This is a genomic window from Kutzneria sp. NPDC051319, from assembly GCF_040682195.1.
Lineage (GTDB): Bacteria > Actinomycetota > Actinomycetes > Mycobacteriales > Pseudonocardiaceae > Kutzneria.
The window spans coordinates 51,686-74,339 of sequence record NZ_JBFBAM010000047.1 but is presented as its reverse complement, the minus strand read 5'-3'; the positions used below and the strand labels follow the sequence as shown (position 1 = coordinate 74,339).

Genomic DNA, 22,654 nt, shown 5'->3' with positions numbered 1-22,654 from the left:
CTCGAGGCATCACAGTCACGTCGGCGTCCCGGACGGACGCCGGCCTATTTTCCCGCATCAACAGCGGCCGTCACAGGCCCCCGTTACTCGCGGGGATTTGTCGGTGTCCGACATGATTTCAGCAGGTGGAAGCGGTCGCCAGGCCAGTGTGAGACGTGCGAACATCGAGTCATGATCCGGCCAAGGACGACCTGGTGCGACCTCGTTGTCGACCTCGTTCGCGTCGCCTCCTGCGGGTGTACCCGCACGCGACGCGGCCGCTGATCACCTGCACTGCGTAAGCCGGCCCGTCGCGTCCGCACCTTCGTCCCGTGCCGCGACCCGCAGGAGCCAAACCCATGACTCTCGCCATCGACCTCGACGTCCACCCGGCTCTCGACCTGCCGCTGCTGCGTGACCTGATCCAGCCGGCGCGCCCGCTGTGGACGCCGTCGCAGCTGCGCGACCTGACCAGCACCATCGCCACCGAGCTGACCACGCCGCTACTGGACGTGTTGCGGTTCGAGGAGCCGAAGCGCTGGTGGGCGCGCCTGGCGCTGACTGGTGGGGTGGAGGTGTGGCTGCTGTCCTGGCTGCCAGGACAGGGCACGCAGCCGCACGACCACGGCGGCGCGGCGGGCTCGTTCACGGTGCTCAAGGGGCGGCTGAACGAGGACTACCGCTACCCGGGCGGCCCGATCCGCACGATGCGGCGCGAGCTGGGCGAGGCCGTGGGCTTCAGCGGCGGCCGCGCCCACCAGGTGCGTAATCTCGAGGTGGCGCCGGCCGCGAGTGTGCACGCCTACTCGCCGCCGCTGCTGCCGACCCGCGAGTACGTCAGCCTGGAGGACGTTAAGTGACCGAGCTTGCGAGGGCACCATTGAGCACAGGGACCTGGGTCGCAGACCCGCCGAGCGCCAGCGAGGTGGGCCTGTGACGGTCGACGAGTACCTCGACCAGGCCCGCGCCGAGCTGGACCGGGTGGACCCGGCCGAGGCCAAGCGGCTGCAGGACGAGGGCGCGTTGCTGGTGGACATCCGGCCGATCGCCAACCGCGCCGAGGAGGGCGAGATCCCGGGCTCGGTGCCGGTGGAGCGCATCCACCTGGAGTGGCGCCTGGACCCCGCCAGCCCGAACCGGCTGCCGGAGGTCGAGGCCGACACGAAGGTGATCGTGCTCTGCAACGAGGGCTACGCCTCCAGCCTTGCCGCCCGCGACCTGCGCCGGCTGGGCCTGACGACGGCGACCGACCTGGTCGGCGGGTTCCGAGGCTGGGCCGAGGCCGGCCTGCCCGTGGTGGCCGGCGGCCGCCCGGCAGTGCCGTGAGAGCTGTGCCGTAGAACCGGACTACTGCGGCCGGTCCTCCTCCGAGAACCGGTTGTCCCGGATGGTGCTGCCGTAGGCCGACGGGTAGCCGTACTTGCGCAGGCGGGCGTCGTTGGCCTCGGAGGCATAGCTGAGCGAGTAGTACAGGCCGACGATGAGGCCGAGGCCAAGGGCCATCAGGATGATGTAGAGCGGCCCGCCGAACTGGGACAACACGATGTACAGGATGCCCAGCGGGATCAGCAGCCGCAGGAACGTGCGCAGCAGGTGCCGGAGCAGCCAGGTCCTGCTGATCACATCGCGCAGGACCCACTCACGGTAGGTCTGCGGCAGCCGGCCGCCGAGCGAGTACCAGAGCCACAACGCCGGGTTCGGCCGCTTCACCGCCATACGTGAACCTTAGGCGCGTTCGTACGGAACCACGCGGCACGGGGTAGCGTCTGTAGGTTTCGTGCCCCGCGTACGTCCCGGGACGGCACTGGCCGTCGCCTCCGTGCTCGTCGTCGCCGCGCTGGAGCGTGCCCCGGCGGCGATCCTGGTGGCGCTGCCCGGCCTGCTGGTGGGCGCCCTGATCGGCCTCGCGGTGCTCCAGCTGGGTGTGCTGCTCGGCGGGCTGACGCTGGGCCCGAGGATGCCTCGCGTTGTCATCGGTGTCGGCCCGCGGTTACGCGATTGGGCGTCACCCGGCCGGACGATCACGTTACGTGCCGTGCCGATCATGCTGTCGGTGACCATCGGTCCGGGCAAGGCCCCGGTGCGGCCCCGGATCTGGGGCACCTACCTGGTGTCGGCGATCTTCGGCGTGGCCGTGACGGCGACGCTGATCGCCGTCGAGTCCGGGCCGTTCTGGCTCGGCGCGGCCGTCGGCAGCGCCGCCGCCGTCGTCCTCGCCCTGCTGCCACGACGCGACCCGGCGGCGACCTCCACCGGCTGGGTCCTGCTGCACTACCTGCGCCTGGACCCGCGCGAGGCGGCGGAGATCGATGCCGCCCCGCTCGTCGCGGCGGTGACGAAAGCCGTGCAGTCCGGGGATCTTCCCCAGGCCAAGGCGGCCTGCGACGCGCTGGCCCGGCTTCAGCCCGAGGGGCAGTCGCTGTCGATGGCCCGGGTCGTGGTGCTGGAGGCGCACGGCCAGTACGCGGAGGCGTTGCAGCTGGTGCTGGGCATGCTCGCCGAGCCCGATCTGCCGCAGCGGGATTTCGCCCTGATCACCGCCGGCCTGGCGGGGCTGGCCGCGGCGGCGGTCGAAGCCGGTCAGCTGGAGCTGGAACTGGGCCTGGGCTGGGCCGAGCGGGCGATCACCGACGCCGAGCAGCTGGCCTATCCGGCGTACAAGCTGAACGGGGCCAAGGCACTGGTGGAAGTGTTGCGCGGCAACGTGTCCAAGGCGATCGCGCTGGCCAGTGCCGCCATCGAGCTCGGCAATGACGCCTTGGGCCGGGCCGACGACCTGGCCACGCTGGCCCGGGCCCAGATGGCCGCCGGCGACAACGTGACGGCCCGGCTGACGCTGGGTGAGGCGGAGCGAATCGCGCCCTGGTGGCCACGGGTGGCCCGGATCCGCGATCGCCTCGACGTGTCCTAGCAACTCCTGGCAACGACTTCGGGCCCGCCTCCCGAGGGAGACGGGCCCGAAGGGTCAGGTGCCGGGGAGTCCGGGCGGAGCCGGCAGGCCGCCGGGCGGAGCCGGGACGCCCCCGGGCGGGGCCGGCAGACCGCCGGCGCCGGGCACCGGCAGCTTGATCGGCAGACAGTTGTCGTTGTTGAACTTCGTGATCGCCGCGCCGATCGCCGTGGTGGCGGTCGTGATGCCGGTCGGATCCGGCGGCGCCTTGAGGACGGCGGCGAGCAGGCCGAACAGCGCGGAGCCCATGCTCTGCAGGTCGTTCAGGCAGGCCTGCGGATCCTGGAGCCGGGCCGGGGCCGGCGCGGCGGCCGGCGGCAGGCAGCCGGCCTTCTGCAGGGCCACCAACTCATTGATCATGTCGCCGACGATGCCCTGCACCTTGGCCGTGTCCGGCGGTGTCGCGACGATCGCCGACATGAAGTCGGCCATCGACGTGGTCAGGGCCTTGACCTCGGGGGTGTCCGCGGTGCACGCGGCGCGCGGCGCGGCCGCCGCCGGCGCGGTCGTCGCGGACGCGGACCCGACGGTCACCGCGACCATTGCCAGTGCTGGCACGACGACCAGCAGTTTCCTGAGCATGAATGACGTCCTCTCCTGCTTTCCTCCAACCAGGAGAACGCGAAGGGAATTCGCGGATGGAATTCCTCGCCGCGGCTGGTTGAACACGAAAACCGTGCAGCCGGATCCGACCGTATCCGGGTGACACATCAGCACCGGGCCCTGCCGAACACAGTAGGCACGGTCCCTCGCGAAGTGCCGGCTGAGCGGCGGTGATTCACCAATACGAGCGAGATCAGCCGGTGATGATCGCCGAGCCGATCTATATTCCGCACAGGGGGCCTCGTGAGTAAGGAGCGCTCGACCATGCCGATCGCCATTACCGGCGCGACCGGGCTGCTGGGCACCCGGTTGCTGGAGATCCTCGCGGAACGGCACGACTCGGTGATCCTGCTGAGCCGGCCCGGCGGCATTCCGGCCCGCGAGCGAATCGTGCGCTATCTGCGCGCCAGCGGGCGGCCGGAGGAGGCGATCGCCGGGATCGCCGCGCGCCTGCGCACGGTGGTCGTCGAGCTGGAGCGGCCGATGCTGGGGCTGACCCAGCAGCGCTTCCAGAACCTGGCCGACGAGCTGGACGAGATCTGGCACGTGGCGGCCTCGATCGACCTCAACTCCGATCCGCAACGCCTGCACCTGACCAACACGGTCGGCACGCGCCGGATCATCGAGCTGGCCGACGCCGGCGCCCGCAAGCCGATGCTGCACCACGTCAGCACGATCGGCGTGGCCGGGCGGCGGCCGGTGGGCCGGATCTACGAGCCCGATCTGGACGACTCGTACGGCTTCACCACGCGCTACGAGGAGTCGAAGTTCCTGGCCGAGGTTGCCGTGCGGGAGTGGTCCGCGCGCACCGGCCGTCCCGCCGTCGTGCACCGGCCGTCCGTGCTCGTCACCGACGCGCGGCCGCATCCGCACCTGCCGACGCATCCGCTGCTCACGGGGCTGCAGCTGACCCGCAAGCTGGTCAACACGCTGGCCATGACCGGCGAGAGCCGCGAGCGGCTGGTCGTGCGCATCCCCGGCGACCCGAAGGCATTGATCAACATGCTGCCGGTGGACGAGGCCGCGCGGCTGATGGTGGAGGTGGCCGGCCGGCCGCCGGAGTCCCGAGTGGACACTTACCACATCGTGCATCCCCGTGACGTCCAGGTTTCCCTCATCGCCGAGGTGTTCGAGGAGCTGTTCGAGGACGTCCTGCCGATCACCTGGCGGTTCGTGCCCAGCGCCCCGCAGCAGCCGACGCCGTGGGAGACCATGGTCTACCAGACCATGGGCACCTTCATGCCGTTCATGTCCTACCGTCGCCGCTTCGACGACCTCGGCCTGCGCCGCCTCGGCCTGACCGGCGACTTCACCCCGCCGGTCGACCGCGACTACCTCCTGCGCAGCTTCGGCAGCGAGCAGTACACGCTGTCGGCCTGATCGCTTGACCTCCAGTTAGGTGGAGGCCGGAGACTGGCGTCGTGCGAGCGATCATGGCGAGCCGGTTCGGCGGTCCGGAAGTGTTGGCGCTGGTGGATCTTCCGACGCCGGATCCGGCCGAGGGGCAGTTCCGAGTTGCGGTGGGGCGGGTCGGCGTGGGCTGGCTGGATGCCCAGATCCGGCGCGGTCTGGGTCCCGCGGGGTTCGGGGTGACACCGCCGTACGTACCGGGCGGCGGGGTCGCCGGCACGGTCACCGCGGTCGGGTCCGGCGTGGACGTCGGGTGGCTGGGCGCTCGCGTCGTCACGAGGCCGTTGGGCGGCTACGGCGGCGGGTACGCCGACACCGTGATCTCCGCGCCGGAGGCTTCGTTCCTCGTGCCGGCCAGCGTGGACCTTGGTGACGCCTTGGCCGTGCTGGACGACGGCAGCACGGCGTTGGCCCTGCTGGAGAGGACGCCGGTCCGGGCCGGCGACCGCGTGCTGGTCGCGCCCGGGGTGGGCGGCCTGGGGAGCCTGCTGGTGCAGCTGGTCACCGCCGCCGGCGCGACGGCCGTCGCCGCGGTGCGCGGCGAGCAGAAGATGGCCCTGGCCAAGGAATTGAGGGCCGAGGCCGTGGACTACTCCGCCCCGTCCTGGGCTACTCGCGTCGGCCGCCCGGACGTCGTGTTCGACGGCGTCGGCGGCGAGACAGGCGCGGCGGCGTTGGCCCTGCTCGGCGACGGAGGCCGCTTCTCCGGCTACGGCATGGCCAGCGGCGCAGAGACGCACGTCGGCGCGGCCGACCGCCAGCGCCTGACCGTCTCGAACATGTCGCAGCTGCCCACCTTCTGGGCCGACGCCCCACGCCGCGTCGAGCACGTGCTGGCAGAGGTCGCCGAGGGCCGCCTGACCCCCGTCATCGGCCAGACGTATCCGTTGGCGGAGGCCGCCGCCGCCCACGCCGACATCGAGGCCCGCCGCTTCGTCGGCAAGCTCCTACTGCTGCCCTGACCTCCGCCGCACCATTTTTGCCACATGCGCTTCCCATGTGGCATCCAGCGCCAAGTGGGAAGCGCATGTGGCAAAAGCCGGCGTGAACGCCACATGCGCTTCCTATGTGGCGCCAGGTGCCGCATAGGAAGCGCATGTGGCTTAAGAGGGGATTACAGGGCCAGTTGCTCCAGTAGGTGGTCGCCGAGCGCCGCCGGGGTGGGGTGGGTCCACACGGCCGTGGCCGGGATCTTCAGGGCCAGGTCGGCCTCCAGCTGGTTGCGCAGCTGGAGAGCCGTCAAGGAGTCGAAGCCGAGGTTGGTCAGCGGCACGTCCGAGTCGACGCCGGCGGAGCTGAGGCCGAGAATCACCCGAATCTGCACGGCCAGGTAGTCAATCATGAAGCGGCGGCGTTCCTCGGCGGGGAGCTCGACGAGTTCGGCCCGGACCTTGCCGCCGGAGGCGGGGACGTCGCCCTGGGCGGAGCGGGGCATGGCGGCGAAGAAGGACGACTCCATGACCGAGGGCAGCATGCCGAACCACTGATCGGCCTCGAACGCAAAGACACCGGTGCGCACGCGGTCGTGGTCCAGCAGGGTGGCCAGGGCGTCGATACCGTCCTTTGTCGACAAAGTGCTGAATCCACGATCCTTGAACTCGGTGGCCCGCCCGGCCTCGCCCCAGGCGCCCCAGTTCACCGCCAACGCCGGCAGACCGCGGTGGTGCCGCCACTGGGCGAAGGCGTCCAGCCAAGCGTTGGCGGCGGCGTAGTTGGCCTGCCCGGGGTTGCCGAACATGGAAGCGCCGGAGGAGAACAGCACGAACCAGTCGAGATCATGCGACGAAGACGCCTCGTGCAGGCGCCAGGCGCCGTCGACCTTGGGACGCCAGACCTTCTCCACGCGCGAGCGGTCCATGTTCAGCACCATGCCGTCGTCGAGGACGGCGGCGGCGTGCAGGATGCCCCGCAGCCGCAACGGACCGCAGGCCTCGACCAGACGTGACGCCGTGTCGCCAGTGGAGACGTCGCCGCAGACGACCTCGACCTGGGTGCCGGCGGCCCGGAGCTCGGCGATGACTTCCTCGGTGTGCACGGAGGGAGCCGACCGTCCATTGAGGATGAGTCGCCCGGCCCCGAGGCCGCCCAGCCACTTGGCCATCTCCAGACCGAGACCGCCGAGACCGCCGGTGATCACGTAGGCGCCGTCGGAGTGGGCGATGGGCACGGTGCCCTCCGGCACCACGGCCACCGTGGATCCGGCGTCCGGCACGGTCAGCACCAGCTTGCCGATATGCTTGGCCGCGGCCATCAGGCGGAACGCGTCGGCCGCCTGCTCCAGCGGGAACTCCTTGCGGGGCAACGAATCCAGCCGGCCGGCGGTGAGCTCCTCGGCCACCTCGGACAGCAGCGTGCAGGCCAGGTCGGGCTTGGTGCGCAGCACCAGGTCCAGGTCGACGCTGCTGATGGTGATGTTGCGCTTGAACGGGGACATGCCGAGCTTGGTGTCGGCGTAGATGTCCCGCTTGCCGAGCTCGATGAACCGGCCGCCGACGGCCAGCACGTCCAGCCCGGCCCGCAACGCCGGCCCGGCCAGGGAGTTCAGCACGACGTCGACGCCGCGGCCGTCGGTGGCGGCCATGGTCTGGTCGACGAAGTCGAGCGACCGCGAGTCCATGACCTCCGAGATGCCGAGGCGCCGCAGGTACTCCCGCTTGTCGTGGCTGCCGGCGGTGGCCAGGATCTCCGCGCCACGGCTGCGGGCGATGGCGATCGCGGCGAGGCCGAGACCACCGGTGGCGGAGTGGATCAGCACCCGCTCGCCGGGCATCAGCCGAGCGAGGTGCACGAGCGAGTACCAGGCCGTCAGGTACACGGCCGGGACCACGGCGGCCTCGGCGGCGCTCATGCCGTCGGGGACGATCGCCACGAGGTCGGCCGGGGTCGTCACGTACGTGGCGAACGAACCGCTGGCCAGCGTGAACACCCGATCACCGGGCTTCAGGTCCGTGACGCCGAGCCCGACCCGGCTCACGACGCCGGCGCAGTCGCCGCCCAGCGGCGGCTGGGAGCCGTCGGTGGTCGGGTAGAGGCCCATGGCCAGCAGCACGTCACGGAAGTTCAGCGCGCCGGCCTGCACCTGGATCTCCACCTCGCCGGCGGCCGGTTCCCGCCGCGGCCGCACGACAAGGCCCATGGTGTCAAGGTTTCCGGGGCGAGCCAGGTCGAGGGCGAAGCCATCAGATCCATAGTGGACAGTCCGGCGTGGACGGTACTGCCAGGTGCCGTCGTGCAGCGGGGCCTTGATCAACCGGGCCGCCAACCGCTCGCCGCTACGCCAGGCGACCTCGTCCTCGGAGGCATCGGCGGTGAGCTCCCGCGCCAGAGTCGAAGCCGGTGAGGCGTCGGCCGGATCGAGATCGACCAGGGTCAGCCGCAGCTCCGCGTGCTCGTAGCCGGCGACCCGGCCAATGCCGCGCAGGGCGGCCTGGGCGAGGTTGATGTCCTCGTCGGTGGTCACCGCCTGCCCGCCCTGGGAGACGACCCAGAGCCGGGCGGTCCCGGCCTGGCGGATCACGTCGACCAGGTCGACGACCTGTTCCATGCCGTCGACATTCGACGGCAGCACAACAACTCCGGTGACGTCACCCTCGGAAGGCAGCATCGCCGACAGCTCGTCGGCCAGCGGGCCGGAACCGATGATCCGCCAGTTGCCAGTGACCGAAACCTCGGGCAGCGGCGCGGGCTGCCAGGTGATCTCGTGGAACAACGGGTCCAACCGGCGCGGCCCGAGCTCACGCAGCGGCGACACCAGCTTGATGTCGTGTGCCTCGACCAGAACCGCGCCATCGGCGTCCAGCAACCGGATCCAGCCCAACGCCGACGAGCCGTCGCTCTCGTCCAGCACGGCCTGACCCTCGCACCACACGCCGCGCGTCGGATCGCCGAACACCCGCAGCGTCGACACACCGGCCGGCAGCAGCCGGGGCGCGCCGGCGGGGCGGCCCTTGATCCGCGCGGCGCCCAAAGCCTGCAAGCACGTGTCGAACAGCACCGGGTGGAACCGGAATCCCCGGGCGCTGGCCCGAGCCGCGGCCGGCACCTTGACCTTGCCCAGCACGGTGCCGCCGTCGACGTCCTCGACGCGCAGCTCGGTCAGGCCGGCGAAGGCGGGCCCGTGGAAGTAGCCGTCGGCCCGGAGACCGGCGTAGAACTCGGGCAGCTCCTCGACAACCGTATGCGCCGCAACGAGTTCTGACAGCGTGGCCGGGGCCATCGGCATGCGCGACTCCAGCCGACGGACCTCGCCGGTGGCGTGGGTGACCCAGTTCAGGCCGTCCTCGGTGCTGGTCATCACCGCCACCGAGGCCCGATCCGGCGCCAGCGTGGTGAGCACGGTGGACACCTCGGTGTGCTCGCCCAGCGGCAGCAACCGGTCGAAGCGCAGCCCTGTCACGTCGATGAGTTCGGCCGAGACACCGAAGAACTCGGAGCCGGCGGCCAGCACCATCTCGCTGAAACCCGCGCCCGGCAACACGATCGCGTCGTCCACGGCGTGATCGGCCAGCCACGGCAGCACGGCCGTGCCGAGATCCGCCTGCCACACGTGGCGTCCGTCGCCCTCGGGCATCTTGACGTGCACACCCAGCAGCGGATGCGTGTCGGCGGATCCGGCCACCTGAAGGTCCGGGTGCGGCAGCGGCAGGTCGATCCAGTGCCGCTTGCGGTCCCAGGTCAGCGTCGGCACGTCCACCAGCCGGCCCTGGCCGTAGGCGCGGGACCAGTCGATCGGCGTGCCCGAGCAGTACAGGGCGCCGAACTGGACGGCGAAGAACTCGGACGAGCAGTCGCGCTTGACGGTAGGCAGCACAACGGCTTCCGGCAGCGTCTCGCTCATCGGGTAGGTCGTCACGGGATGCGGCGACACCTCGATGAACACGCCGTAGCCGTCCTCGCCGGCGGCCTGCACGGCGTTGGCGAACCGCACCTGCTGACGCAGGTTGGCCGCCCAGTACTCGGCGTCGAAGGTGAACTCCGCGCGGGCGTCCTCCAGCACCGTCGAGTACATGGGAACGTTGGGCCGCAACGGCTTCAGGCCAGACAGACCGCTGCGGATCTCGTCCAGCAGGGGGTCCATGTGGGTGGAATGGGCGGCGATGTCCACGGCCACGAGCCGGGCCATCTGCCCCTGCTCCTGCCACTGCGCGACCAGCCGCTCCACCTCGGCGTTGTCGCCGGAGACCACAGTGGACCGTGACGAGGACTGCACGGCGACGGTGACGGAAGTGCCGGACAGGTCCAGGTCCTCGGCCGGCAGGTCGACCGACGCCATCGTGCCCAGGCCGGAGGCCCGCTTCATCAGCGTGGACCGGCGGCAGATCACCAACACGCCGTCGGCCAGCGACAACCCGCCGGCCACGACCGCGGCGGCGGTCTCCCCCATCGAGTGCCCGATCACGGCGGCCGGCTCGACGCCGTTCGCCCGCCACAGCCGGGCCAGCCCGACCTGCATGGCGAACAGCGTGGGCTGGATCTTGTCGATCTCCGTCGACATCTCCGGCGCGCACATCACCTCGGTCACCGAGAAGCCGGCCTCGGCCAGCACCAGCGGCTCGATCTCGGCGATGGCCGCGGCGAACTCGGGCTCCTCGGCCAGCAGCCGCCGGCCCATGCCGTGCCACTGCGAGCCCTGGCCGGAGAACACCCAGACGCTGCCCTTGGCGGCGGCGGTCTTGGCGGTGGTGCAGGTGACCTGCGGCTGCGGCTCGCCCTCGGCGAAGCCCTCCAGGCAGGTGGCCAGCTCGTCGACGGACCGGGCCGTCACGGCGAGCCGGGCGAGGTTGTGGGAACGGCGGGAGGCCAGCGTGTGCGCCACGTCCGTCAAGGAGACGTCGTGGTCCCGCAACCATTCCGCGAGGCGGCTGGCGGCCGTGCCGAGCACCTCGAAGGAAGTGGCGGACATCGGGATCATGGTCGGTCGGCCCGTCTCGGGTGTTCGCCGGGATGTTCGCCCCGACGAGACGCGGGACGGCGCCTGCTCCACCAGCACGTGCGAGTTCGTGCCGCCGACGCCGAAGGACGACACGCCGGCCAGGCGCGGGGCGTCGTGCACGGGCCACGGCGTGACCTCGGTCGGCACGAAGAAACGGGTGTCCTCGGGGTGGATCTGCGGGTTCCAGCCCTGGAAGTTCAGCGTCGGCGGGATCATGCCGTGCTGCAGGCTGAGCACGGTCTTGATCAGCCCGGAGACGCCGGCGGCGGCCTCGGTGTGGCCCAGGTTGGACTTCACGCCGCCCAGCGCGCAGCGGTCGCGGCCGGTGCCGTAGACCGTGCGCATCGAGTCGAACTCGATCGGGTCGCCGATCGGGGTGCCGGCGCCGTGCGTCTCGATCAGGCCGAGCTGACCCGGGTCGATGCCGGACTTCTCGACCGCCTCGAAGAACAGCGCCCGCTGCGCGTCGGCCGACGGCGCGGTCAGGCCCTGCGAGCGGCCGTCCTGGTTGACCGCGGTCGCGCGGATCACCGCCAGCACCTCGTCGCCGTCGGCCTCGGCGTCGGACAGCCGCTTGAGCACGACCACGCCGGCGCCCTCGCCGCGCACGAAGCCGTCCGCTCCGGCGTCGAACGGGTGGCAGCGGCCGGTCGGCGACAGCATGCCCCACTTCGAGTAGCTGATCGGCGTCTCGGGATTGATCATCAGGTTGATGCCCGAGGCCAGCGCCAGGTCGGACTCGTCGGCGGCCAGGCTCTGGCAGGCCAGGTGCAGCGCCACCAGCGACGAGGAGCAGGCGGTGTCCACCGCCACGCTGGGGCCGTTGAGGCCGAGCAGGTAGGAGATCCGGCCGACCGCCGTGGAATGGCCGTTGCCGGTCATCATGTAGGCGTCGATGTCCTCGTACCGACCGGCCAGGCGGCCGATGTACTCGGAGTGGCACAGGCCGGCGAACACGCCGGTGCGGCTGCCGGCCAGGCCGCGCGGCGGCAGGCCGGCCCGTTCCAGGGCCTCCCAGGCCAGCTCGATCATCAGCCGGTGCTGCGGGTCCATGGTCGTGGCCTCGCGCGGGGAGATGCCGAAGAAGGCCGCGTCGAAGCCCGTTATGTCGTCGAAGTAGCCCGCCCAGCGCGAAGTGCAGCGCCCGGGCACGTCCACATCCGGGTCGTAGAAGGCGTCCACGTCCCAGCGACCGTGCGGGCCTTCTCGGATGACGTCGCGGCCCTGCACGAGCAGTTGCCAGAAACGCTCCGGTGAATCGATCCCACCCGGGTACCTACAAGACATACCGATGACGGCAATCGGTTCACGCGCGAGCTGCACCACGCCGGTCACTCCCTCGCAGGAATTGGCACGACCGGCCGTCGGGGAAAAAGCGAAACCAATTCGGACGGCCATGCGATGTCCGTTCAATGCAGCATGAGGCGCAGTTGACGGCGCAACAACCGCAACATGACAAGATCACCCGACAGGGGGCGGTCGACGCAGGTCAACTTGCGGGAAACCGGTCCCGGACGGACAGTGGTGGACGTGTCATCGCAGAACTCCACGCTCTATGTGGCCGACGTGCGCAAGGCGTTCGGCCGCAGGCAGGTGCTCGACCGCGTGGACTTCACACTGGAGCGTGGCGAGCTGGCCGGAATCGTCGGCGAAAACGGCGCCGGCAAGACCACTCTGTTGCGAATTCTGGCCGGAGAACTGAAACCGGACCACGGATGGGTCATACCACGAGGTAGGCTCGGTTACTGCCCGCAACGAACCGTGCTGAACGACTCGCTGACCGTGGCCCAGCACCTGCGCTACTTCCAGCGGGCCTACCAACTGGAGGACCTGCACCGCGCGCACGAGCTGGTGGAGCGGCTGAACTTCACCCAGTACCGGGCCAGCCGGGTCAGGTCGCTGTCCGGCGGCACCCGGCAGAAGCTGAACCTGGTCATCGCGCTCATGCACGACCCGTCGGTGGTGCTGCTGGACGAGCCGTACCAGGGCTTCGACTGGGAGACCTACCTGCACTTCTGGGAGCTGGCCGGCGAGCTGCGGGACACCGGGCGCTCGCTGCTGGTGATCTCCCACCTCAGCCACGACATCGACCGCCTCGACACCGGCTACCGGCTGGCCAACGGGGTCGTCACGCCCATGCCGGTGGAGGCGCACGCGGGATGAGCATCGGGCGCAAGTTCTACCGCACGGCCACCGGGTTCGAGCTCATCGAGCACGCCCGCAATCGGTTGGCGATCATCCTGGTCGCGGTGTTCGTGCCGGTCTGGATCACGCTGATCGACCTGATGATGTCGGAGAGCCCGCTGCCGTTCCGCTACCGCGGCACCGGCGAGGAGCTGAGCGTCAACGGGCAGCACCTGACCTTCATCTCCGGCGGCCTGAACGCCGTGACCCTGATCGTCGGCTTCCTCATGTTCAGCGTCACCTACCGCTCGGGGCAGTTCGACCGGCGGCTGGTGGCGGCCGGCTATCCGCGGCCGCACCTGCTGGCGGCCAAGGTGACCGCGTTGACGGCCAGCTCGGTGGTGGTCGCGGCGTACTCGACGGCGATGGTGTGGGTCTACTGGCATCCCCAGCAGCCGTGGCTGTTCGCGCTGGGCATGTTCACCGCGGCCGTCACCTACGGCGGCATCGGCATCGTGCTCGGCGTGCTGCTCAAGGGCGAGCTGGAAGGCATGTTCGCCATCATCATGATCAGCCTGATCGACGTCGGGCTGGAGTCGCCGGTGGTCAACACCGGCTCCGACAACGACCTCGTGCGCTTCCTGCCGATGTACGGCTCCATGCAGGCCGGCGTCGGGGCGGGGTTCACGCGCTCGGTGCCGTGGCAGCAGATGGCCACCCTGCCGGTGTGGTGGGCGGCGTGCGCGGTCGTCGGCCTGATCGCCTTCCACGTGCGGACCCGCGTCTACACCCGGTCCGGCCGTCCCGTGACGGCGGCGATGGTCGCCAACGCGCCCATCCCCCGGCCGGCCGCGGCGGGCGAGGCCGTGCACGTGACGGTGCGGGTGTGCGCGGAGACCTGCGTCGCCACCGACCACATGCCGCTGTACCAGGGCCTGGCCGTGCTGGCGGCGCTGTCCGCGGAGCAGGCGGCCGACCGCGCGGAACAGAACGTGTACCCGCTCAGCATCAAGCGAGGCTGAGCGGATCCCCGCCGGGAGCGGTGGCGCTCCCGGCGACCGACGGGCGGACTCCTCACACCCGGGAAGTGAGGAGCCCCGCCCGTCACCGCGAGTCCCACTCTCAGGCAACTGAATGTCGAGTTCCGAAACTCGACACATGGCTGCTCGAGAGCGGGACTCGCGGTGTCAAGCGAGGATTACTCGGCCTAGCTCCGCCGGGGTGGCCAGGAGCTCGTGGTGCGGGAGGACCCGGACCGTGTAGCCGACCGAGCCGACGTGGGGCAGGGCCAGCTCGGCCTGGTAGGCGCCGTCCGCGCCGGGGCTCATGGTCGCCGTGGCCACATCGGAGAGTTCACCCGAATCGGCGACACGGCCGATGACCGCCTGGACCTCCACGTCCGACGGCGACAGGCCGTTCAGGTCGACCCGGGCCCGGACCGTCACCGGCTGCCCGACCACCGGGGCCTGCGAGCCGTTGACCGAGAGATCCGTGTACGTCACCTGCACGCGGTTCCACGCGGAGCGGATCCGCGCCTTGTACACGGCCAGCTCCTTCGCGCCCTGGAAGGACCCCGCGCGCACCGCCGTGGCCGACGAGCCAGCCGGGGCATAGTAGGTCTCCACGTACTCCTTGACCATGCGCTCGGCCTGCAACTGCGGGCCCATCTCGGTCAGCGTGTGCCGCACCAGGGACATCCAGCGCGTCGGCACGCCGTCCTCGCCGCGGTCGTAGAACAGCGGCGCGACCTGGGCCTGGAGCAGCTCGTACAGCGCCGCCGCCTCCAGGTCGTCGCGGCGGTTCGGGTCGGGCACGCCGTCAGCGGTGGGAATGGCCCACCCGTTCTTGCCGTCGTAGAACTCGTCCCACCAGCCGTCGCGGATGGACAGGTTCAGGCCGCCGTTCAGGGCCGCCTTCATGCCCGAGGTGCCGCAGGCCTCCAGCGGCCGCATCGGGTTGTTCAGCCACACGTCGCAGCCCCAGTACAGGTAGCGGGCCATCGACATGTCGTAGTCCGGCAGGAACACGATGCGGTGCCGCACGCCCGCGTCGTCGGCGAACTTGACGATCTGCTGGATCAGGGCCTTGCCGCTGTCATCGGCCGGGTGCGACTTGCCGGCCACCACCAGCTGCACCGGGCGCTCCGGGTGCAGCAGCAGCGTCCGCAGCCGCTCCGGGTCGCGCAGCATCAGCGTCAACCGCTTGTACGTGGGCACGCGGCGGGCGAAGCCGACCGTCAGCACGTCCGGGTCGAACACCGAGTCGGTCCAGCCCAGCTCCAAGGCCGAGGCCCCGCGCTGCAGCCACGACGCCCGCACCCGGCGGCGCACGTCGTCCACCAGCTTCTTGCGCAGGCCGCAGCGCAGCTCCCACAGCACGGAGTCGGTCAGCTGCTCCGGCTCCAACTTGGTCATCTCCGGGGCGGCCCAGGTGTGGCCGTGCACGCCGTTGGTGACCGAGCCGATCGGCACCTCGTTGGCGTCGAAGCCCTGCCACAGCGGCCCGAACATGCCCCGGCTGACCTCGCCGTGCAGCCGCGACACGCCATTGGCCCGCTGGGCCAGCCGCAGGCCCATGTGGGCCATGTTGAACAGGCCCGGGTTCTCCTCCGCGCCCAGCGCCAGCACCCGCTCGATCGGCACGCCCGGCAGCAGCCGGTCGCCACCGAAGTAGTGCTGCACCAGGTCCACCGGGAAACGGTCGATGCCGGCCGGGACCGGGGTGTGCGTGGTGAACACGGTGCCGGCGCGGATCGCCGCCAACGCCTGGTCGAACTCCAGGCCCTGGCCCGTCACCAGCTCACGGATGCGCTCCAGGCCGAGGAAGCCGGCGTGGCCCTCGTTGGTGTGGAACACCTCCGGCTGCGGCGTGCCCGTCAGCTCGCAGTACACGCGCACCGCCCGCACGCCGCCCACGCCGGCCAGGATCTCCTGGCGGATGCGGTGGTCCTGGTCGCCGCCGTAGAGCCGGTCGGTGACGCTGCGCAGGTCCTCGTCGTTCTCGTCCACGTTGGAGTCGAGCAGCAGCAGCGGCACCCGGCCCACCTGCGCCCGCCAGATCCGGGCGTGCAGGGTGCGGTTGCCGGGCACGCTCACGTGCACCTGGACCGGGGTGCCGGCCGCGTCCGTGATGAGCTCCAGCGGCAGGCCGCGAGGGTCGAGCACCGGGTAGTGCTCCTCCTGCCAGCCGTCCAGCGACAGCGACTGGCGGAAGTAGCCCGAGCGGTACAGCAGGCCCACGCCGATCAGCGGCACGCCCAGATCCGACGCCGCCTTCAGATGGTCGCCGGCCAGCACGCCCAGGCCGCCCGAGTAGTTCGGCAGCGCCTCGGTGACGCCGAACTCCATCGAGAAGTAGCCGATCGTCGCCGGCAGCTCCGCCTGCTCGCCCCGGGTCTGATACCAGCGCGGGGCCGTCAGGTAGTGGTCCAGGTCGTCGGCCGTGGCCCGCACCCTGGCCAGGAAGTCCTGGTCCGCGGCCAGCCGCTCCAGCTGGGCCGCCGGGATGTCGCGCAGCAGGGCCAGCGGGTCGTTGCCGGCCTTCTCCCACGCCTGCGGGTCGACCGCGGCGAACAGCTCCTGCGTCGGCGGGTGCCACGTCCAGCGCAGGTTGGTCGCCAGCCGGCCGAGCGCGGCGAGCGGCTCGGGCAGACTGGCGCGGACGGTGAACCGGCGGAGTGCTCTCACGGTGGGCGACCCTATAACCGCCCCCCGCGGCTACTGCAACTTTCACCCGGGTTCTGCAAAACTTTGCAGTGCTTATTGGCGCCGCCTTCGGCGTCGCGTGCTCGGCCCCCTTTAAGCCCCTGCCTCGCCCTTGCTGGATTAAGCAGGGGCGGGGCCGAGCGCTCTGTGGGGTTGGAGGGGCAGGCAGACCTACCCCAGCGGCAGGTCCAGGTGATGGGGTGGTCGAGGGGGCCGTTGCCGCTCCAGTTGCGGCCCAGCTCGGCGCCGGCGGCAGCACCTTGGTAACTGCCGGCGTGCCAGACGACGACCTGATCATCGGCGGTGCCGCCGGCGGCATTGATCGCTTCGGCCGAGGTGTCGGTCCAGTGCTGATCAACCGATCGGAGAAGTGGCTGTATCTGTCCATTGAGGATCGAAGGACGAGGCCGCCCCCTTACCGGCCGGTAGGACAGCGCCTGACCGCCAACGCAGCAGAGTGCTCGGCCCCGCCCCTGCTTCGCCCGGTTGCCGGATTTCGCCCGCCGCCACCCAACGCGCCCACCCACCCGAGCCGACGCGGCGGGCTAAATCCGGCAAGGACGAGGCAGGGGTCACGAGGGGCCGAGCCCCGCGCGGAACGCGCGGCAAAAGCACGGAGAATTCTCCCAGCGGTGGCTGATGATCCGCCCGGACGCTAGCCTTCGGACACCGGGTCACGGCCTGAGTAACGGCCGATGGTCACGAACGAACCCGGTGGTTTGGAACCAGGCCGTCCAAGGCACACTATGGGCGGGCGGCGGGCGAGCTAGGGGCGTGGGCGATGAGTGGACGTTTGGGCATCGACGACATCACCCCGGTGGTCAGTTGTGGCCGATACGCCGCGAAAGCCGTTGTGGGAGAACACATCCCGGTCGGCGCGACGGTGTGGCGGGAGGGCCACGACGCGGTCGCCGCGACGGTGACGTGGAAGGGCCCGAACGACAAGGTGGCCCGGCAGACCCGAATGGTCGAGCACGGCATCGGCCTGGACCGCTTCGTCGCCACGGTGGTGCCCGACGCCGAGGGCGCGTGGACGTTCCGCATCGACGCCTGGAGCGACCCGTGGGCGACCTGGCGCTCGGCGGTGGAGAAAAAACTGGCGGCGGGCCAGGGTTCCGCGGAGCTGGCCAACGACCTGGAACTCGGCGCGCGTCTGATGGAACGGGTGGGCAGGCGCCCGGATCGACGCAACGACAAGGACTTGCTGCTCGCGGTGGCCGCCGGGTTGCGCGACGGTGAACGGCCGTTGCCGGACCGGGTCGGCGCCGCGCTGTCCGAGCACGTCGACAAGATCATGCACGAGTACCCGGTGCGAGAACTGCTCACACGGGGCAAGGTCCAGAAGATGTGGGTGGACCGCCCCCGCGCCCTCTACGGCTCCTGGTACGAGTTCTTCCCCCGCTCGACCGGCGGTTGGGACGAGACCGGCAAGCCCGTGCACGGCACGTTCGTCACCGCCACCCGCGAGCTGGACCGGGTCGCGGAGATGGGCTTCGACGTGGTCTACCTGCCGCCGATCCACCCGATCGGCCACGTCAACCGCAAGGGCCCCAACAACACCCTCAACGCGGGCCCCGATGACGTGGGCTCGCCGTGGGCCATCGGCTCGCGCGACGGCGGCCACGACGCGGTCGCCCCCGAGCTGGGCACGCTGGCCGACTTCAAGGGCTTCGTGCACCGGGCCGACGAGCTGGGCATGGAGGTGGCGCTGGACTTCGCGCTCCAGTGCGCCCCGGACCACCCCTGGGTGCAGGAGCACCCCGAGTGGTTCACCACGCTGCCCGACGGCACGATCGCCTACGCGGAGAACCCGCCCAAGAAGTACCAGGACATCTACCCGCTCAACTTCGACAACGAGCCGCGCAGCCTGTACGCCGAGGTCAACCGGGTCATCACGCACTGGATCGAGCAGGGCGTGCGCATCTTCCGGGTGGACAACCCGCACACCAAGCCGCCGGACTTCTGGCACTGGCTGATCTGGGAGGTCAAGCGGCGCTACCCGGACGTGCTGTTCCTGGCCGAGGCGTTCACCCGCCCGGCCCGCCAGTACGGCCTGGCCAAGCTCGGCTTCACCCAGTCCTACACCTACTTCACCTGGCGCACCGGCAAGCAGGAGCTGATCGACTTCATGGTCGACTGGCTGGCGCACGCCGACGAGGGCCGGCCCAACCTGTTCGTCAACACGCCGGACATCCTGCACGAGTCGCTGCAGCACGGCGGCCCGGCGATGTTCGCGATCCGGGCCGCGCTGGCCGCGACCATGTCCCCGACCTGGGGCGTCTACTCCGGCTACGAGCTGTTCGAGCACGAGCCGGTGCGGCAGGGCTCCGAGGAGTACCTGGACTCCGAGAAGTACCAGCTGCGGCCGCGCGACTTCCACACCGCGCTGCTGGAGGGCCGGTCGCTGCAGCCGTGGCTGACCACGCTGAACCGGGTGCGCCGCAACCACCCCGCGCTGCACCAGCTGCGCTCGCTGCACTTCCACCACGTCGACAACGACGCGCTGATCGCCTTCAGCAAGACGGACCCGACCACCGGCGACACGGTGCTCGTGGTGGTCACCCTCGACCCGAACTACGCCCAACAGGGCACACTCTGGTTGGATCTTCCCGAGCTGGGATTCGACTGGCACGAGCGGGTCACCGCTCACGACGAGGTCACGGGTGACACCTGGGACTGGGGTCAGGCCAACTTCGTCCGGCTCGAACCCTGGCGTGCCGTCGCGCACGTCATCAGTATTTCTCGCAAGTAAACCTGATCAGCACGAATATCGCGGCTCCGCCTCGGGTAGTCCCCGGTGGCGGGGCTAGCCGACCATGGACGAGGGGTGGTGGCGACTGATGCCCGACGCTCCCCAGCTTGGGACGACTGACGTCCTGGGGAACGAATTCACCGAGGACGGCCACCTCGTTGAGCCGAGCAGCGACGACTTCGGCACGGCAAGACAGGCTCCGCGCGAGCCCGAGTGGTACAAGAGCGCCGTCTTCTACGAGGTGCTGGTGCGGGCCTTCGCCGACTCCAACGGCGACGGCACCGGCGACCTGCGCGGGCTGGCCGAGAAGCTGGACTACCTGGAGTGGCTGGGCGTCGACTGCCTGTGGCTGCCGCCGTTCTACGCGTCCCCGCTGCGTGACGGCGGCTACGACATCAGCGACTTCCGGCAGGTCCTGCCCGAGTTCGGCACCGTCGACGACTTCGTCTACCTGCTGGACCAGGCCCACCGCCGGGGCATCCGGGTGATCACCGACCTGGTGCTCAACCACACCTCGGACGCGCACGCCTGGTTCCAGGCCTCCCGCACCGACCCGCAGGGCCCGTACGGCGACTTCTACGTGTGGAGCGACGACGACCAGCGCTACGCCGACGCGCGCATCATCTTCGTCGACACCGAGACGTCGAACTGGACCTTCGACCCGGTGCGCGGGCAGTTCTACTGGCACCGCTTCTTCAGCCACCAGCCGGACCTGAACTACGAGAACCTCGAGGTCCAGGAGGCGATGATCGATGTCCTGAGGTTCTGGCTGGACCTCGGCATCGACGGCTTCCGCCTGGACGCCGTGCCCTACCTCTTCGAGGAGGAGGGCACCAACTGCGAGAACCTGCCGCGAACGCACGAGTTCCTGCGCCGCTGCCGCAAGGTGGTCGACGTGGAGTACCCGGGCCGGGTGCTGCTGGCCGAGGCCAACCAGTGGCCGGCCGACGTGGTGGAGTACTTCGGCGACGCCGACGCGGGCGGCGACGAGTGCCACATGGCCTTCCACTTCCCGCTGATGCCGCGCCTGTTCATGGCGGTGCGGCGGGAGTCGCGGTTCCCGATCTCGGAGATCCTGGAGCAGACCCCGGAGATCCCGTCGGGCGCCCAGTGGGGCATCTTCCTGCGCAACCACGACGAGTTGACGCTGGAGATGGTCACCGACGAGGAACGCGACTACATGTACGCGGAGTACGCCAAGGACCCGCGGATGAAGGCCAACATCGGCATCCGCCGCCGGCTGGCCCCGCTGCTGGACAACGACCGCAACCAGCAGGAGCTGTTCACCGCGATGCTGCTGTCGCTGCCCGGCTCGCCCGTTCTGTACTACGGTGACGAGATCGGCATGGGCGACAACATCTGGCTGGGCGACCGCGACGCCGTCCGCACGCCCATGCAGTGGACGCCGGACCGCAACGCCGGCTTCTCCCGCTGCGACCCGAACCGGATCTACCTGCCGGTGATCGCCGACGCCACCTACGGCTACCAGGGCATCAACGTCGAGGCGCAGATCAACAACACCTCCTCGCTGCTGAACTGGACCCGCCGCATGCTGGAGGTGCGCACCGCGCACAAGGCGTTCGGCTTCGGCGCGTTCACCGAGCTGGGCTCGTCCAACCCGAGCATGCTGTCCTACCTGCGGCGATGGAACGACGACGTGCTGCTGTGCGTCAACAACCTGTCCCGGTTCCCGCAGCCGGTCGAGCTGGACCTGTCCGAGTACCGGGGCCTGGTGCCGGTGGAGATGACCGGCGGCGTGCGCTTCCCGCCGATCGGCGACCTGCCGTACCTGCTGACGCTGCCGGGGCACGGCTTCTACTGGTTCCAGCTGGTCCAGGAGACTGAAGGCGGGGAGGCGCCATGACAGAACTGACTCCACTGGCCGACGCCCTGCTGCGCTGGCTGCCCGAGCAGCGGTGGTTCGGCGGCAAGAACCGCGACCTGGCCGAGGTGTCCACGCGGGACGCCGTCACGCTGCTGCCCGGCGACCCGGGGCTGGTGCACGCCGTGCTGAGCACCTCGGACGGGGACTACCAGCTGCTGGTCGGGCGGCGCCGGGAGTTGCCGGAGCACCTCACGCACGCGATGATCGGCGAGGTCGACGGACACGTCTACTACGAGGCGGTGCACGACACCGAGCTGATGGGCCGGCTGCTGACGCTGATCGCCGAGGACACCTGGGTGGAGGGCATCCACTTCGCGCCCGAGCCAGGTGCCGTGATCGTGCCCACGCAGCGGGCCAAGCCGGTCAGCGCCGAGCAGTCCAACACCTCGGTCGTCTACGGCACCGACTACATCCTCAAGCTGTTCCGGCGCGTGGTGGAGGGCCCGAACCCGGACCTCCAGCTGCACCGGGCGCTGCAGTCGGTCGGCTCCAAGCACATCGCCCGGCCGCTGGGCGCGATCACCGACCAGTTCGTGGTGCTGGGCATCCTGCAGGAGTTCCTGTCGGGCGCGGCCGAGGGCTGGGCCATGGCCACGGCCTCGGTGCGTGACCTGATGGCCGAGGCCGACCTGCACGCCGCCGAGGTCGGCGGCGACTTCGCCGGCGAGGCGTTCCGGCTGGGCCAGTCCGTGGCCGAGGTGCACGCCGACCTGCGCAAGGCGCTGGGCAGCGGGCAGGAGGGGCCGGAGCGGCTGTACGAGGCTGTGCAGGGCATGCACCGCCGGCTGGACACCGTGCTCGCGGACGTGCCGGAGCTGGCCGAGTTCGAGTCGGCGTTACGCGCCGTGTTCGAGCAGGCCCGCAACGGGTCGTCGGTGGTCGACGTGCAGTTCATCCACGGCGACCTGCACCTGGGCCAGGTGCTGCGGACGGCGGCCGGCTGGAAGCTGATCGACTTCGAGGGCGAGCCGGCGGCGCCGCTGGCCGAGCGCAACGCCCTGCGCTCCCCGCTGCGTGATGTGGCCGGCATGCTCCGGTCGTTCGACTACGCCGCACAACAGCTTCTCGTCGGCCACCCGGCCGACCACCAGCTGGAGGTGCGGGCGCAGGAGTGGACCGCGCGCAATCGGGACGCGTTCTGCGACGGCTACGCGGAGGTCGGCGCCGACCCCCGTGAGCAGGGTTCGCTGCTGCGCGCGCTGGAACTGGACAAAGCCGTGTACGAGGTGGCGTACGAGCATGGGAACCGGCCGGACTGGCTGACCGTGCCGCTGGCGTCCATCGCGAGGATCACCGCCGGAGAGGACTGAACGTC

Annotated in this window: 14 protein-coding genes; 10 read left to right on the top strand and 4 right to left on the bottom strand. The window is 70.4% G+C overall.

The window, feature by feature from the left end:
- Positions 1 to 338: 338 nt before the first annotated feature.
- Positions 339 to 839: a cysteine dioxygenase family protein gene (locus AB0M73_RS33835; protein WP_363899448.1), complete on the top strand. Its 501-nt coding sequence runs from the start codon at positions 339 to 341 to the stop codon at positions 837 to 839.
- Between the two features lie 73 nt (positions 840 to 912).
- Positions 913 to 1,305 (top strand): rhodanese-like domain-containing protein, encoded by a 393-nt coding sequence (locus AB0M73_RS33830; protein ID WP_363899445.1) that lies wholly within the window; start codon positions 913 to 915, stop codon positions 1,303 to 1,305.
- A 21-nt stretch (positions 1,306 to 1,326) separates the two neighbouring features.
- On the opposite strand, the gene AB0M73_RS33825 is transcribed toward AB0M73_RS33830, so the two are convergent.
- A complete protein-coding gene (locus AB0M73_RS33825; protein WP_363899442.1) occupies positions 1,327 to 1,695 on the bottom strand; it encodes a DUF5313 family protein in 369 nt (122 codons plus the stop codon).
- Positions 1,696 to 1,756: 61 nt separating this feature from the next.
- Between AB0M73_RS33825 and AB0M73_RS33820 the strand changes: the two genes are divergently transcribed.
- A complete protein-coding gene (locus AB0M73_RS33820) occupies positions 1,757 to 2,890 on the top strand; it encodes a hypothetical protein (RefSeq protein ID WP_363899439.1) in 1,134 nt (377 codons plus the stop codon).
- Between the two features lie 54 nt (positions 2,891 to 2,944).
- On the opposite strand, the gene AB0M73_RS33815 is transcribed toward AB0M73_RS33820, so the two are convergent.
- Complete coding sequence (locus AB0M73_RS33815; protein WP_363899436.1) at positions 2,945 to 3,511, bottom strand: hypothetical protein; 567 nt, start codon at positions 3,509 to 3,511, stop codon at positions 2,945 to 2,947.
- Between the two features lie 285 nt (positions 3,512 to 3,796).
- Here AB0M73_RS33815 and AB0M73_RS33810 point away from each other — a divergent pair, with 285 nt between their 5' ends.
- Together AB0M73_RS33810 and AB0M73_RS33805 are read left to right on the top strand one after the other, a co-directional pair.
- A complete protein-coding gene (locus AB0M73_RS33810; protein WP_363899433.1) occupies positions 3,797 to 4,912 on the top strand; it encodes an SDR family oxidoreductase in 1,116 nt (371 codons plus the stop codon).
- A 41-nt stretch (positions 4,913 to 4,953) separates the two neighbouring features.
- Complete coding sequence (locus AB0M73_RS33805) at positions 4,954 to 5,904, top strand: zinc-binding dehydrogenase (protein ID WP_363899430.1); 951 nt, start codon at positions 4,954 to 4,956, stop codon at positions 5,902 to 5,904.
- A 152-nt stretch (positions 5,905 to 6,056) separates the two neighbouring features.
- Here the strand turns inward: AB0M73_RS33805 and AB0M73_RS33800 are convergent, their stop codons facing one another.
- Positions 6,057 to 12,272 carry a type I polyketide synthase gene (locus tag AB0M73_RS33800; RefSeq protein WP_363899427.1) on the bottom strand — a complete coding sequence of 2,072 codons (6,216 nt, stop codon included), beginning with the start codon at positions 12,270 to 12,272 and terminating at the stop codon, positions 6,057 to 6,059.
- A gap of 132 nt (positions 12,273 to 12,404) precedes the next feature.
- Here AB0M73_RS33800 and AB0M73_RS33795 point away from each other — a divergent pair, with 132 nt between their 5' ends.
- The gene (locus tag AB0M73_RS33795; protein WP_043731502.1) at positions 12,405 to 13,037 is read left to right on the top strand and encodes an ABC transporter ATP-binding protein; all 633 of its coding nucleotides are present in this window, start codon (positions 12,405 to 12,407) and stop codon (positions 13,035 to 13,037) included.
- A complete protein-coding gene (locus tag AB0M73_RS33790; protein WP_363899423.1) occupies positions 13,034 to 14,020 on the top strand; it encodes an ABC transporter permease in 987 nt (328 codons plus the stop codon). Before AB0M73_RS33795 ends, AB0M73_RS33790 begins: the two co-directional genes overlap by 4 nt.
- A 165-nt stretch (positions 14,021 to 14,185) precedes the next feature.
- On the opposite strand, the gene glgP is transcribed toward AB0M73_RS33790, so the two are convergent.
- Positions 14,186 to 16,684 carry an alpha-glucan family phosphorylase gene (gene glgP, locus AB0M73_RS33785; RefSeq protein ID WP_363899420.1) on the bottom strand — a complete coding sequence of 833 codons (2,499 nt, stop codon included), beginning with the start codon at positions 16,682 to 16,684 and terminating at the stop codon, positions 14,186 to 14,188.
- A gap of 799 nt (positions 16,685 to 17,483) precedes the next feature.
- Between glgP and AB0M73_RS33780 the strand changes: the two genes are divergently transcribed.
- From AB0M73_RS33780 to AB0M73_RS33770, 3 genes are all read left to right on the top strand, one after another.
- Entirely contained in the window at positions 17,484 to 19,454 is a 1,971-nt protein-coding gene (locus AB0M73_RS33780; protein ID WP_363899417.1) for a maltotransferase domain-containing protein, read from the top strand.
- 88 nt (positions 19,455 to 19,542) lie between these two features.
- Positions 19,543 to 21,318 carry a maltose alpha-D-glucosyltransferase gene (gene treS, locus AB0M73_RS33775; RefSeq protein ID WP_363899414.1) on the top strand — a complete coding sequence of 592 codons (1,776 nt, stop codon included), beginning with the start codon at positions 19,543 to 19,545 and terminating at the stop codon, positions 21,316 to 21,318.
- Entirely contained in the window at positions 21,315 to 22,649 is a 1,335-nt protein-coding gene (locus AB0M73_RS33770; protein ID WP_363899411.1) for an aminoglycoside phosphotransferase, read from the top strand. Before treS ends, AB0M73_RS33770 begins: the two co-directional genes overlap by 4 nt.
- Positions 22,650 to 22,654 lie beyond the last annotated feature (5 nt).